Source organism: Desulfosporosinus lacus DSM 15449, from assembly GCF_900129935.1.
Classification (GTDB): Bacteria; Bacillota; Desulfitobacteriia; order Desulfitobacteriales; family Desulfitobacteriaceae; genus Desulfosporosinus; species Desulfosporosinus lacus.
On sequence record NZ_FQXJ01000006.1, the window covers coordinates 277,706 to 291,751 of the forward strand.

A 14,046-nucleotide genomic window follows, 5' to 3' on the forward strand; every position below is an offset into this window, starting at 1 on the left:
AAAATAATGGAATACTTGTATCTTACCACAGGAAAGCTTTGGGGAAAAACCCAAATCATAATGTTTCACATAACTTTCACATATTTTGCAACTAGCAATTATTAATTCATTAATTACTAATCACCTTCATTATGACATAGTTATTTTACCTCTCCACCCAATGTTTACCATTATATATTTTACAATTAATAAGAATTTTATACTACTAACCCCTGGGACAGGGTACCATCTACACAATCTAAAATCTCTTCTCCGGCTTTAATTCCACTTTTCTCAGTAAATCTTATCATTTCCAAGTCAGAATTTCTCTGTGAATAAAGGGAGTACAATTCTCCATGTGCTGGTGCGACAGCAAAATCTGCAGCTTTTAGCATATCCAGATCCAGCAAGGAATCTCCCGCTGCTATAACCAGCTCAATCCCTTCCTTTGCTCTAATATATTGGACAGCCGCCTTCTTATTGACATTCATGGGAACCAAATAAAGCTTTCTTCCTTGAATAGATAACTCCCAGTTTTTATCCCTCGCCCATAGTTTAAAGGCAGCTAACTCTGGTATGGGAATTTTTTCACGTTCTATTAAACAGTAAAAAAATAAGTCATCCGCTAATTTACCGGAATCCGGATTTACCCATGAAGGATGTCTTATTTCATTAAACCTATTGATGAGATCCTCCGCTTCCAAACAATTATCTTTAGAAGCAGAAATTTTTCGCATCCATTCTCGATCTTCAATCCCGTTATAAAAGATTGTCCCGCCATTACTAGTTACAGCATATTGATATGAAATGTTATATTGAAGAAAGTTTATCCTCTGATATTGAAGTTTAGTTCGAGTTGTTACTGGCACGAAAAGAAATTCTCTAGAAATCTGCTGTAATTTAGTTAGGGCGCTTTCAGTCATATAAGAAATATATCGATCCTCGAACCATTCAACCGGGCGGGTTTGTACCTCAACCTTTTCGTTGATAATTGATCGGTATGAATAAATCAAAGTTTGATCAAGATCGCTCGCAAACATCTTTTTGTTCATCATGATATTTGTTTAACTATGCCGCAACAGGAGTAGGTAAGATAAGGATACTCTTCAACTGGAACTCCTTTATCCTTACAAAGCAACATAATATGTTTCAATTTCGTGTTCTCAATACTATCCACTAAAACCCTATCCGGTAATCGCCTTAAAAGAACTCTCGTTGTTTCTCCAATGCCAGGTTTAATAAAGTTAATATCATTAATCCCATACTTCTCTTTGATCGTTGTTAATGATTTTAAGCCTTGCCAAGAGACCTCAGCATTGTCATCGATATTCTGGAATTTCACATCTTGCAGTTTCAGCTCTTTAAATTCCTTAGAAATTGTATCTACGAAAAGATTAGACACTTCTCCTTTTAGAAGTTCTTCATAAAATCTTGCCCCGTGGAATTCTTTATCTCCAATTAGATCAGTCCGAAATACAGTACGACTAACCAGCCCCGAGACGGTTGAATTCAGACAAGCACTAGGGATTAAAAAGTCCTCTCTTGTTCCAAAGGTTTTCACACAGTGCCCTGGATCTGCAAGGACTGCTAAATCACTATCTAATTCGAACTGGTATTTAGCTTTAAAATCTGCGCACGCTTGCCTTAAAACTTCGGTTATTGCCCCTTTGCCCGTCCAACCATCAACAAACTGAATTTTTGCACCCCTGTGATTCTGAAGAATATATAGTATCGCATTCTCATCAATCCCTCTGCCTCGAATAATTGAAATGCTGTAATGAGGCAGATCTAAGCCCTTTTTTTCTAAGAGGTAACGTTTAATAAGGATTCCAATGGGGGTTCCTGCACGTGCCAAAGAAACAAGTACCATCTTTGGTCCGTTATTCTGTAAAATACGTTCTGATACTATACCCACTGCCTTGGCAACTTTAGTCGCACTCTCATGAAGTGTTTGATAGAAAAGATCGAGATAGTCCTTGGTGGGTTCATACTCTATCGGTAACATTTCTGAATAATGACCGCCAGACTGAATTTTTTGCTCACGAGTTTGAAGATCAGTCTCTGTCAATAGGCCATTAAGATTTTTAAGTAAAAAAACCACATCTTTAGGGTTATAACATCCCATTGGCTCAGGTTCAGGAATGGGATGAGTGAAGAGCTTATGGTTCACCTAACAGTCACCTCTTTTCATTTTGTTATTATGCGAATTGCTACTTGACAGGTTAGTCATGGACGGCTCTTGAAGAAGAACTAATCACTAAAACCAGTCGTGGTATACCTATCTTATGAAAGACATTGAACAAGGACTTTAATCCCTCGGGGCTAACTTCTCTTTCAAGGAACAAATACACCTCATCATAATAGTTTAAGGGGATATTATAAACGTAATTAGTGATACTCTCATTGTCAGGACAGTTATAGGCAAAACCATTTTGAATCCCATACTGAGCTTTAGGGAAGGGATAGATTGGACTCCTCGTAGTGGTATGATACCTTATTCCATTTCCCATATAAGCTGAGATGAGCATGGGCAAATACATAAATTCGCCGGTTCCCAGGCAAAGAGTTTTTCCACCTGCCCTATCGCGCTTAAGGGATTCAGCAATCCTCTTTGCTAAAGGCAGAATTTCCCGGTCCTCCCTGCTTGACAGTCCAAATCTCCCAGTTAACCTTAGATACGGTGACAGGCTGCTGTTACCCCTTGAATCTATAGAAAAAACCGAAATCACATCCTGGATGTTGAGGAATTTTTGTTCTTGATTTAAAGGGAAACCTTCTGGGAAATCAGTCTCTGACACAAGGTTACTTTGACCCATTTGCTCACAGAAGGGTTGGCCGCTAACCTCTATTTCCCCTTCTAAAAGGGAAATAGTATCAATTTCAATATCCAACTGTTGCTCCAGCTTTTTATAATTGTCCCTTTCTTCTCTCGTTCTCCAATCTAAGAGAGATAAGACAACATAATTCGTTTTGGGAAATTTCAAATGAATTGCCCTAATTATATTTAAAGCAGTATTTCCCGTCGTAATCTCATCATCAACGAGAACGATAGTTTTTGGATTTCTAAATAACTCAGGGTCGATAGGATAACACCGATGATTAACAGCATGGGAATGGTCTTCACTAAAGTCAAGTTCAACTGGCAACAGCGGTATTTCTTCGCGTGTTGTATGAAGGTAATGTGCATTATCAAACACACTAAACACTGCATGCCCCAGTCCTGTCGCTGTTTCGGCGAAGCCAATAAATAATGTTTCCTGGGGCAAGGCAAAGCGCGATTTTGTGATTACGGATTCATAAACCTTTCTCGTATCCTCATTCTTCTTCAGGGCTTGTATAATAGCGTGGGTATCGACATGATTGATGTTATGTATCTTACTCATGAATTGTACTGCAAGCGCAAACCCTGCAAGCAAAGGGACGAAAGGATCAACAGGCACATGTTTACCAAGAACATTGCTTACAAATAAGAACCCTCGTTTCTTATTCTTTCTAGCAGCTAATGAAAATAAAGTCTGAGGGTCAAAATCAAAGGGGTTGCTTTCCAGGGCAACGGATACCCTTTGCCCTTCAAGGTTATACGTATATATCTTCGGTGAAGAGGCTGATGAAATTGTGTTGTTCATGAAACACTCCATAATTCTTTGCTCTTAACAAGATCTTTTGGGCCCATTTATAATGGGGTTTAACTTCATTCATTTTATTAGTATAATGGCTTTTCGTCACGCCTTGCAAGCCATTACTGTTTTCAATGATACTTAATGCGTCTAAATATTCTTCATGCCCGACAATGTACAAAGATTGTACGGGTATGATATGACTCGGATGAATGATGGTTTTCCCAATAATTCCATTTTCCTTGTCTAAAATCACTTCTCGGATTAGACCATCAACATATTTATTTAAAAGCTGGCTTCTAATCTTAGTTCTATTATTCCCCTGAGTATCATGGAACTGTTCAAAGGGACTCTTACGAAGCTGAGGTTTAAGAACTCTTCCTCCATTTGAGAAGTACTCCCAAACGGGTCCCGAGATTACATAATCGCTTTCAACACGTCCAAAAATGTTGATTATATCTGCAATGCAATCACGGATCACCGTGATATCATAGATGGTTACATCTGGTCCTCGACGGATTCCATAATACCCGGAAAAATCCGTTGCCCCTATTCGAACATTTAAAACTAAGTCATGATAGCTATCTAAGAGCCGCTTGGTTTCCATCAATTCATGGATGCGTGATTCGCGATAAATGGCTTGAGTACTTTCAATAATCGGCATTCCGTAAAAAGGACCGACTGATTGTTGATTGAGGCTCTTAACAGCTTCAAAATATTCATGACTTTCCGACGTAAATTTCGGAAAGATAAAACCTGTAATAAGCTTTGAACTGTCACCCATCTTATCCGTTAGTCTGAGGATCTGTTCTGCACTGCGAACCCTTATAAAAATGAGGGGAAGATCAATCGGTTCGATCTCCTGCTCCTTCAAAGCCTTATAAATTTCTTGTACTTGGGTTGTAATATTCTGCTCGGCACGAGGCACCTCTGCATCCCCGATGGAATCTTCCAGGCAAAATACGGTTGATGCAAGTCCCCTATTTTTTTTAGAGATTATATCTTTCGCTATTGTTTCTCTGGTTCCAGGCATATAAAGCGTTGCCCCGAGTGCATGGGAAAGAATCCCTCGATGAGTATTATTATCGAAAACCTCTGGAGCTCTAAAGAAGGTGGCGTCTGCACCCTCTTTTGTCAGATAGTTAAAATGTCTCACTTAATCGTACTAGCCAAAGCTGTACTTCTCTCCTTTCAATTCTCGAATAAAAACATGTGGCTTAGCCACATCTTAAGCTTACTACTAATTCCTTCCTATTTGGTGAAGTTTCGGTGAAATTTGTGTTAAATTTTGGCTAAATTTAACTATATTATAAGGCAACATAAAGGAAACCCGGATTAAACTAAAAGTTAAAGCGAGTTTCCTTTAGTTGCTTTAATAACACTGCCATATACCAGCATTTTGAAACCATTATTGCATCCCGCTGTAAACCGTTAAACTAGAATGTAAACACTTTCGATTCGGCAGCTAAATCGATTAGGTGTGCCGCTGTAGATAATTTTGCGCCCTCGATAAATTCGTCCTCACCGAAAAGCCTGTACCTTGCGCAAGGTGTACAAATATAAAATGCTACCTTCTTCTCGACTAAATAGTCGATATAAGCTTTCGCATCATCTCCGGTCGGTGCCTTAACATTATCAGCTAAACCCAAAACTCCATAGACCACAGCATCATCAACTAAGAAAACATTAACTTCATGACCCTTTTCTTTGGCGACCTTCGCAAGTTGAAATGCCCGGGTTGCACGAACCGGATCCTCAAGTCCGCGACTGAGGACAAATAAAAATTTCTCCAAAGTTATTCCCTCCTCAAACTTAATCTGTAACCTGTTACGTCTATTATCTTAGCTGCCAGTTTGAGCATATGCCCAATAGCAGCTTCTTTTACTCTTTCTCCATAAATTGTAATTCTCCTGTTAAAAAGTAAAATACCGCGTAATTTTATTTTAGAAAAATCTTAAAAATAGATGTCCCTCTCATGTATGAGAAAGACATCTAAAATACTTGTGCTGAACAAGCCCTTTAACACAACCCGGCATCAATTACCCATAGCATCAAGCACGCTCAAGTCGAAGGACGTAGGAACTCAGTCTGATTTCTGACGACGACAGAGCCCAAATATACGCCTGACAGGACGAGCAGTCCTCCGGCTAAATGATACCAACTGATACTTTCATCTAGAAAAACCGCAGCCAAAATTGCCGTATAAATAGGAAGAAGGTTATAGAAATAACCAGCTTTAGTAGGACCTACCGCTTGAATACCCTTGTTCCAAAGAATATAAGTGATCGCTGTAGGAACTATACCCAAATATATAAGCGCCAAGAAAGCAGACCAACTTAGGGTTACATGCGCGCCCATAGACAGCTCATATATAGAGGCCGGATAAAGAAAAAGCAACCCCAAGTATATACTGTATGTACTGGCCTGTAAGGCAGAAAGATGCTTCATGGCAAGCTTGGATGCCAATGAATAAATAGCCCAACTTAGGGAGGCCAAAATTACCAGCAGGTCGCCTTGGTTAAAAACAATCCCGCTCAATCCACTCCAAGCCCCCCGCGAAGTAACTAGCAAAACGCCGGCAATTGAGAAAAACAAACCAATCAGTTGACGCGCATTAAAACGCTCCTTTAAGAAAAAGGCAGCCAGCAATGCGGCAAGAACAGGATATAAAGAGTTAATAATTGAGCTGTTTGTAGAACTGGTATAGCGCAGGCCGGCATAAAGCAAACTGTTAAACCCAAAGACTCCGGAAATTCCCATTATAAGCAGCGGAATAAAGGCCTTTTGCCAAGAACCTTGTTCAGGGCTTTTTGATTTTGCCATTATCCCTGAAAGGATTAATACTCCTATTGTAAAGCGCGCCGTACTCATAGTTAAAGGTGGTATGGTATTTACTACTATTTTGCCAAGAACAAAATTGGTAGACCAAAGAAAAGGTACAAGCATCAGATATAAGTAGGGAGATCTCCAATTAAAATTAAGTATGGTCATTCACCCTTTTGCTTATTAATTTTACAGTACCGAAACCATTTTTTTCAAGCAATCTGGATAACCCTGTAATCTCTTCAAGCATACCACATCTTTCTTTGATATCCCCCCAAAAGATAAAATAATCTTTTGTTGTTGCTGCAAAAAAGTAACCTTTTCGGTTGGCTTCCACCCCAAAAAGGCTATCTCTCGAAACTTGTTATTACCAGTTTCTATCAATTAGCGGTCCTCTAAGACCCGTCTTTCGAACATTCATATTAATAATTGGGAATATGGAATTGATGTATCAGTTTATCAAATTTAGTTTTTTAGCCTCTTCGCGGAGTTCGTCCCGAAAATCAGGATGTGCAATGCCAATTAACTCTTGCGCCCGCTCTCTCATAGTCTTCCCGCGCAGTTGGGCAACTCCGTATTCAGTTACAACGTAATTAACTTCGTGACGGGGAACGGTAACCGTAGTTCCGTGGTTTAACAAAGGAGCAATTTTAGAAACTCGGCCCTTCTTAGTATTGGCTGTTGAACGAAGGCATATAAAGGCTTTTCCTCCAGATGAAAGTTGTGCTCCCCGAACGAAATCCAACTGACCGCCGGTACCACTATGTTGCCTCGGACCGATGCTTTCAGACGCCACCTGACCTGTGAGATCCACTTCAACCGCTTGATTTATGGCAATAAGTTTATTATTTTGACCTATTACATATGAATTATTAGTCCAAGATGTGCTGTGCATCTCTATGGACGGATTCTCGTGCATCCACTTATAGGTTTCAGCTGACCCCATAGCAAAACATGCACATATTTTATTGGGACACAAGGTTTTCTTTCTTCCGTTTAGGACGCCTAATTCCCATAGGTATTTATAGGCATCTCCCAGCATCTCCGTATGGGCTCCTAAATCATGCTTATTTGCCAAGAGTCTTCCCAATACATTAGGCATCCCACCAATGCCCAACTGTATTGTAGACCCATCTTCAATCATGTCTAATAACAAATCCGCAATAGCAATCTCCTCTGGAGTGCCCTCTGTCACCGGAGGAATCGTAAAGAGTGGTCGGTTGCTTTCTACGATACAATCAACCTGGGATATGTGGATAAAGTTATCCCCAAATACATAGGGTTGATTCTCGTTAACTTCCATGATGATAGTTGTATTTTCCATCTTTGCCACATCATGAAAGTATAGGGGTGCAGTTGCAGTACAGAAATACCCATTCTTATCCATTGGAGCTGAAGCGGATATTACCTTGGCCTTACCTGGCTCAAGGTCTTGAATCCTGTACTTAAAGGAAGCTGCATTACCGCTTACATTATCCGGAATATAATTAGCGTAACCTTTACTTACCCCTTCTCTCAATTTCGCAGAATTAATGAACACCGAACTTGCCCTTAGGTGAGGGTAAATTTCAGGTGTTATCCAATCTGTGGATGATGTAGGCCCAAGCCCAAGGACTTCAACATCATCAAATTCCCCTGCTTCAGCCCGTTTACCGATTGCATTCAATATACCTATCGGTTCGCTGACGAATTGATTTGCCACAATCTTGTCTCCAGATTGAATCAGCTTCGCGGCTTCTTCCAGTGACTTTAACTTTCCTTTATATTGTTCTTTGAATTTCGAATACAAAAGAAACTCCCCCTTATGATACATGACAGTTAAATAAAAGTAATAGGTGTTCTGCTGCTGCTAAACCCCAATTTTGTGATTTTATTATGCAATATATAGTGCCGATTAATTTCAAACGCTATATATTGCATGTAAATTCACTAAATGTTTGCAGATATAGTCTTCCAAGCAACTAAGTAAGTCAGAATGTTTTAGGCTTTAACACCGGAAATGTTATCGATGCTTTTTCCTTTACTTTCAACAACAAAGAGATATGCAACCATTGCAGCCATTACTGATGGGATGGCAAAGTATACGAAAGTCCCAGTAAATCCGAAACCCATCTGTTGTACCCAACCAGCACCAATTGGGCCAATAAATCCTCCAACGCGACCGAATGCCTGAGCCCAAGAAACACCGGTATTTCTGAATTCGGTTGGGTAAGCTTCCGCCATGATCGGCTGTGTACCACTTATTGCCCAATTTATGGCAAAACCCACTATCACACCGCATACAACAACTTGCCATTGGTTTCCGGCAACTCCCAGCAAGAGAATTGCTACGGCTGTGAATATCCAACCAAAAATAACGTTTTTTCTGCGTCCAACAATATCTGCTACAAAACCGGTAGCCGCCCCGCCAATCATTCCAAATATATTTTGTAAAATGGCGAATGAATAACCCTTAACCAAACCATATCCTTTTTCAACAAGAAGGGTAGGCAGCCAGCCTGATATTCCGTATATCACCATTGTGCCAAAGAAGTACAATACCCAAATAGTCATAGTCACTTTGCGATATTCTGGACCAAAGATAGCACTCACACCAACTTTTTTACGAGCTGGTGGTGCAATTAAACTACCCAGAGCCCGTTCAGTTGCTACACCTTTAACAGCTATCTCCATCTTTTTGATGATTCCTAACGCTTCTTTTTCTCGCCCTTTGCCTAAAAGCCAGTGTGCAGATTCATTGAGTTTGAAAACCAATAATAAAGAGTACAGAGCAGGAAGCGCTCCGATAAGATAGACAACCCTCCAGCCAAAGGTAGGAACTACGTAAATGGCCACAATACCGGCAATTACCCAGCCAAAGACATAGAAACTCATGACTGATCCTATAAAATAACCCCTATTTTTAGTCGGTGCATTCTCCGACATCATTGTTATGGCAATAGGTATACACGCACCAAGACCAATACCGCTAAGTATCCTTAGCAGGGCAAATGTTTGGAAACTTTGCGCAAAATAAATAGGCAATGTTAACAAGGAGTAAAATGCCACAAAGAAAATAAGTGTCTTTTTCCTGCCAATGAAATCAGAGATAAGCCCCGACATCACTCCCCCAAAGATTAAACCTATAACGCTCCAGGAAGAAAGACTTCCTGTTTGGATCTTTGTCAGCGCCCATTCTTTAGCCATCTGCGGCATTGTATATGCAACAATCATATAATCAAACCCATCAAAAAGAAGCGCCAGACCAACTAAAAAATAAACAGTCCAAGTATATTTTGAAACGCCTAAATCATCAACAATCTCAGAAATTGTAGATTTCTTATCCATTCCTGTGTAACCTCCCCTTATAAATGCCATATAGGGCTGATGGTTTAAAACCATCCCTAACGTTCCTTATAACGTTCTCTTTAATAATTCCGATGAATTAATTGACACGCTGGATCTCAAGCACTTAAGATCGTTCAACGCTTTTAGCAGAGAGATAGATAAATGTACGTCCCTCCGCTTTAACTCCGAAATTGTTCTTGGTGCTCACCCCTTTTCGCATTAATTTTTGTAACTCCTATCGACCCCGACAATTCCTTTTCCTGACCCATCATGGCCAGGCATAATTTAATAGTTGCAATATTCATTCCAATTCAATTAGAATTTATATTCAATATTTTCAGATAATTAAAGCCGGTATTTGGCCCTTTCTTCTCTTTACGTCCTGATTCTTATTAGTTTGAGAACTCTCTATTAGTCATTTACGAGCGTCAATTTTGACTTTCTTAGTCTTCTAATCCTTCTGGTTAGACTAGATAAACTGATATCCAGCTGTACAGCTGCTTCTTCCCTGCTCCCGCAGTGTGAAATCATTTGAGCGATAAATTTATTTTCGAATTCTTCCATAGCATCATTAAGTGTCTTTGCTTGATAATTATATTCTAGCGTTAGAGGTTCACAAGCCGAATGATATTTAGGGGGAATGTGTTCAGGAGTTATCACTGTTTCTTGAGCAATAATGATCAAGCGCTCAACTAAATTGGTCAACTCTCGCACATTACCCGGCCAATCATATTTTGACAAGATTTCAATCGCTTCTTTACTGAATTTCACATTGAGATTATATTTTTTGTTGAAATGATCCGCGTAATGTTGAGCAATTAAAAGTATGTCTTCTCTTCTCTCTCGCAAGGGGGGAATTGTGATCGGCAAAACGTTTAATCGATAATACAAATCTTCACGAAAAAGTCCACGCATAACCATTTCCTCAAGGTTTTTATTGGTGGCAGCCAATATCCGCACATCAATCTCTCTTGGCTTAACCCCTCCCACCCTGGTTACTTTTTGATCCTGAATAACATTCAAGAGTTTGACCTGCATGTTTTTTGGTAAATCCCCTATCTCATCCAAAAAAAGTGTGCCTTTATTGACAAACTCAAAATATCCCGCTTTACCTTCTTTGCTGGCTCCGGTAAAGGCCCCTGTTTCGTATCCGAATAACTCGGATTCCAAAAGATTCTCAGGAATAGCTCCACAATTAATTTTTAAAAACAAACCCGCTTCATTACGCGGGCTTGCTTTATGAATTATTTTAGCAATTAAGTCTTTCCCCACCCCAGACTCGCCTAGCAACAACACCGAACTGTCAACATTAGCTACTCGATACGCCAAATCAATAACCTTGCGCATTTCTTTGCTATGGGCGATGATCTCCGAGTTATTATTTTTCTTAAGTTGATTAAGCTCTGCTAAATATTTCAAGGCAAGCACTTGAGTTTGCTGGTGTTTTTGCTTTAGTTGATTCAAATCCGTGATATCCCGCACATTACAATAGACCCTGTGGATTTTCCCGTTACTATCGTAACTTGGAACACCAGTACTTAGAGCAATCTTGCCATTAATCGAGTTAATCACTACAGTTTCTTTCTGACCGGACTCAATAACCTTCAACGTTGCACTGGCGTCAGTTATCCCCGCTTCTGTCAGTCCTTTGGTTGTTTGACCAATGGAATCCGGGTACTTAAGCCCCATAATTCGTTCTATCGAGGGATTGATATATAAAATTCTGCTTTTTCCATCCGCTATAAGCAACCCATCATAAGAGTTTTCAAGCATTCCCAAATAGTCCCTATTTAGGTGCTCTAATTCCATGATTCGTTTCTGAAGTTGTTCGGGCAGTTCCTGGTTACTTATTTCTCCTGCCAATCCCATTCAATCCACTCCTTTTTTGAGACTAAACAACAAGCTGGACCAAGATTTTATCAATCCTTTATATTAGAACGATTCTAATCTTTCATGAACAAATGTTGCATAATAGGTCATGAAATTTGCCTAGATCGCATAATTTGCATGGTTAGAGTTCAAAAATATCATTTGTAAAAGACATTGTAATATTTGTTTTAATATTTAGTGTCAGGACTGTGTACAAGGTACAAGGATCTATATGTAGGTTTTATGTCACAAGGAACTTATGTTTTTATAGAATTGTATAGCCTTCTGGAGTTAAATGATTGCTTTAACCCCAAGAAGGCTAGAATTCACAATTAGGGTATTAACCGGTTTCCCCCTGGGCTTCTTGTATCCTGTTTAAGAAACCTTGATAACCATGGCTGCACCAGTGTCGCCGGCCGCACATCCAGTGAACAGACCATAACCGCCGCCTAGAATAGCCAGTTCCTCGATCATTTCCATAATTCCCCGACCGACGGTAGGCCCTTGGGGATGCCCGTAAACAAGTGAACAACCGTAATTATTCATGGTCATAACATCAAGACCCATTTCGTTAGCCATATACAAATCATTAGCCGTAAAAGGATTATGAGACTTGATTGCTTTTACGTCCTTGATGCCAATCCCGGCTTTTTCTAGAGCCATTCTTGCTGAAGGCACTACAGCCATAGCCATATGGGCCTGTTCGGCACGGGCATAACCATAGGATACTATCTGAACTTCCAGGTTTTTATCTGTACTCAGTTCCCGCGCTTTGTCTCTTGTGGTTACAATAAGCCCGCAGTTGCCATCCGCCGGATGGGTTTGAGCGCCAAATGAGTGTACCCCGCCTGGAATAACTGGTTTTAAGGGAGTCAAACTTTCCAGAGTCGTGGGAGTAATCCCCTCATCTGCTTCAACAATGCCCATTTTCTTTTTACTTATTTTATATTCTGCGGGTATCATATAACGTTTTTGAAACGCTCGATCATTAGATAAAGCATCCTGATATTGCTCGTAACGTCTGGCAGTAACCCTATCAACGTCTTCCTTTGTAATTCCGCCGGCCTTATTGACCACGTTTTCAGCAGTTTGAATCATGGCAACCCCGACCCAGGGACCACCGTCAAAGTTATCCATCATCCAACTTTCCTTAATCACTTCGCCTCCTGGGCCCTTTGGGTTAGGCCAAATTGTGAACGGGCCATTAGAACAACGGTCTGTCAGCAAGCAAAATGAGGTTTCGTAAAGACCTGTTTCGATCGCTGCAGCAGCTTGATTTAAAACTGTCGTGGAAGTAGAGCAGGCCTGACTAATATGCATACCAGGAATATTTGGGGCACCCATTAGAGATGCAGCCCAAGGAGCATCGTAAAATGTATACAGTTGTCCGATGGTTTTACCAAAAACAAGGTATTCAAATATCTTTGGATCAATTTCTTTGGTGGCGAGCCATTTTTTAGCTGTCGACCCTGCCAGTTCAACAGCATGTTCATTTTGCAAACTCCCCTGCCAACGAGCAAAGGGTGTACTGTAGTAACCCCCATATGGAATATAAGCCTTTGAATACATTTGAAAACCTCCCTATATTCTATAAGTCAAATACCTTCGGTTCTCCCACCGGAACTCGAGATGATTCCTGTCTGATATTTACTTGTTCTTAAACACTGCAGGGCGTTTATTGATAAATGCCTCAATGCCCTCTTGCAGATCCTCTGAACCAAAGATCTTTTCAACATGTTGCATTTCCATTTCCAGTGCATCCTGCAACGGAATCTCAGTCCCCTTATTAACTAGATGCTTTGCATAACCCATGGCCACACCGGCCCCCTTAGCGAGCTTTTGAGCCAGCTTAAGAGCTTCTCCTAAGGCTGTACCTTGAGGCACAACTTGATTGACCAGTCCAATCCGTAAAGCCTCATCAGCAGAAATGAATGTTCCTGTAAACATCAATTCTTTAGCTTTAGATGGCCCGATCAACCTCGCCAGTCTTTGCGTACCGCCAAGTCCGGGAATCAAGCCCAGGGTCACTTCCGGCAAACCGATCTTCATCTTTTCATCGGCTATCCTAATGTCACAGGCTAAAGCCAACTCACACCCTCCGCCCAAAGCCAGGCCATTTAAGGCTGCAATGACAGGCCTGGGCGTTTCCTCCAGATAAGTAAACATTTCTTTATAGATCGTCGCATTATCTCTCGGACCGCTTTCCATCTGCTTGGGAAAATCTTTAATATCTGCACCTGCAACAAAACACTTTGCTCCACCCCCGGTAATTACCAAGGCACGGATCTCCGCATTTCCTTCTACCTCCTGCAGTACCTGTTTCAATTGCTCTCTAACATCCAAGGTAAGAGCGTTTACAGGTGGATTATTAATGGTAATAATCCCAACACCTTCAGTAATCAAAAGTTCAACGACCTTATTGTCAGCCATA

At 40.5% G+C, this 14,046-nt stretch carries 12 protein-coding genes; all 12 read right to left on the reverse strand.

Annotation, left to right across the window (positions count from 1 at the left end; all coding sequences use genetic code 11):
- Nucleotides 1-197 precede the first annotated feature (197 nt).
- Nucleotides 198-1,034, reverse strand: a complete 837-nt coding sequence (locus tag BUB11_RS10240) for an HAD family hydrolase (RefSeq protein WP_200797896.1) — start codon at nt 1,032-1,034, stop codon at nt 198-200.
- A complete protein-coding gene (locus tag BUB11_RS10245; protein ID WP_073029657.1) occupies nt 1,031-2,149 on the reverse strand; it encodes a cysteine protease StiP family protein in 1,119 nt (372 codons plus the stop codon). Before BUB11_RS10245 ends, BUB11_RS10240 begins: the two co-directional genes overlap by 4 nt.
- Nucleotides 2,150-2,201: 52 nt before the next feature.
- A complete protein-coding gene (locus BUB11_RS10250; protein ID WP_073029658.1) occupies nt 2,202-3,605 on the reverse strand; it encodes a phosphoribosyltransferase family protein in 1,404 nt (467 codons plus the stop codon).
- Complete coding sequence (locus tag BUB11_RS10255) at nt 3,556-4,752, reverse strand: HpcH/HpaI aldolase/citrate lyase family protein (protein WP_073029659.1); 1,197 nt, start codon at nt 4,750-4,752, stop codon at nt 3,556-3,558. Before BUB11_RS10255 ends, BUB11_RS10250 begins: the two co-directional genes overlap by 50 nt.
- Nucleotides 4,753-5,032: 280 nt before the next feature.
- The gene (locus tag BUB11_RS10260) at nt 5,033-5,389 is read right to left on the reverse strand and encodes a DsrE family protein (protein ID WP_073029660.1); all 357 of its coding nucleotides are present in this window, start codon (nt 5,387-5,389) and stop codon (nt 5,033-5,035) included.
- A 268-nt stretch (nt 5,390-5,657) separates the two neighbouring features.
- Nucleotides 5,658-6,587 (reverse strand): DMT family transporter, encoded by a 930-nt coding sequence (locus tag BUB11_RS10265; protein ID WP_073029661.1) that lies wholly within the window; start codon nt 6,585-6,587, stop codon nt 5,658-5,660.
- Nucleotides 6,574-6,756 (reverse strand): hypothetical protein, encoded by a 183-nt coding sequence (locus BUB11_RS10270; RefSeq protein ID WP_073029662.1) that lies wholly within the window; start codon nt 6,754-6,756, stop codon nt 6,574-6,576. Before BUB11_RS10270 ends, BUB11_RS10265 begins: the two co-directional genes overlap by 14 nt.
- A 114-nt stretch (nt 6,757-6,870) precedes the next feature.
- Nucleotides 6,871-8,208 (reverse strand): acetyl-CoA hydrolase/transferase family protein, encoded by a 1,338-nt coding sequence (locus BUB11_RS10275; protein WP_159436927.1) that lies wholly within the window; start codon nt 8,206-8,208, stop codon nt 6,871-6,873.
- 191 nt (nt 8,209-8,399) lie between these two features.
- Nucleotides 8,400-9,746, reverse strand: coding sequence for an MFS transporter (locus BUB11_RS10280; protein ID WP_073029664.1), 1,347 nt, complete (start codon nt 9,744-9,746; stop codon nt 8,400-8,402).
- 411 nt (nt 9,747-10,157) lie between these two features.
- Nucleotides 10,158-11,615, reverse strand: coding sequence for a sigma-54 interaction domain-containing protein (locus BUB11_RS10285; RefSeq protein WP_084110236.1), 1,458 nt, complete (start codon nt 11,613-11,615; stop codon nt 10,158-10,160).
- A 375-nt stretch (nt 11,616-11,990) separates the two neighbouring features.
- Nucleotides 11,991-13,184 carry a thiolase family protein gene (locus BUB11_RS10290; RefSeq protein WP_073029665.1) on the reverse strand — a complete coding sequence of 398 codons (1,194 nt, stop codon included), beginning with the start codon at nt 13,182-13,184 and terminating at the stop codon, nt 11,991-11,993.
- A gap of 78 nt (nt 13,185-13,262) precedes the next feature.
- A complete protein-coding gene (locus tag BUB11_RS10295) occupies nt 13,263-14,045 on the reverse strand; it encodes an enoyl-CoA hydratase/isomerase family protein (RefSeq protein WP_073029666.1) in 783 nt (260 codons plus the stop codon).
- Between the last annotated feature and the right edge of the window lies 1 nt (nt 14,046).

Coding starts and splice junctions, on each gene's coding strand:
- BUB11_RS10295 (WP_073029666.1), bottom strand. CDS start 14,045: ATGGCTGACAATAAGGTCGTTGAACTTTTGATTACTGAAGGTGTTGGG.
- BUB11_RS10280 (WP_073029664.1), bottom strand. CDS start 9,746: ATGGATAAGAAATCTACAATTTCTGAGATTGTTGATGATTTAGGCGTT.
- BUB11_RS10240 (WP_200797896.1), bottom strand. CDS start 1,034: ATGATGAACAAAAAGATGTTTGCGAGCGATCTTGATCAAACTTTGATT.
- BUB11_RS10250 (WP_073029658.1), bottom strand. CDS start 3,605: ATGAACAACACAATTTCATCAGCCTCTTCACCGAAGATATATACGTAT.
- BUB11_RS10290 (WP_073029665.1), bottom strand. CDS start 13,184: ATGTATTCAAAGGCTTATATTCCATATGGGGGTTACTACAGTACACCC.
- BUB11_RS10265 (WP_073029661.1), bottom strand. CDS start 6,587: ATGACCATACTTAATTTTAATTGGAGATCTCCCTACTTATATCTGATG.
- BUB11_RS10285 (WP_084110236.1), bottom strand. CDS start 11,615: ATGGGATTGGCAGGAGAAATAAGTAACCAGGAACTGCCCGAACAACTT.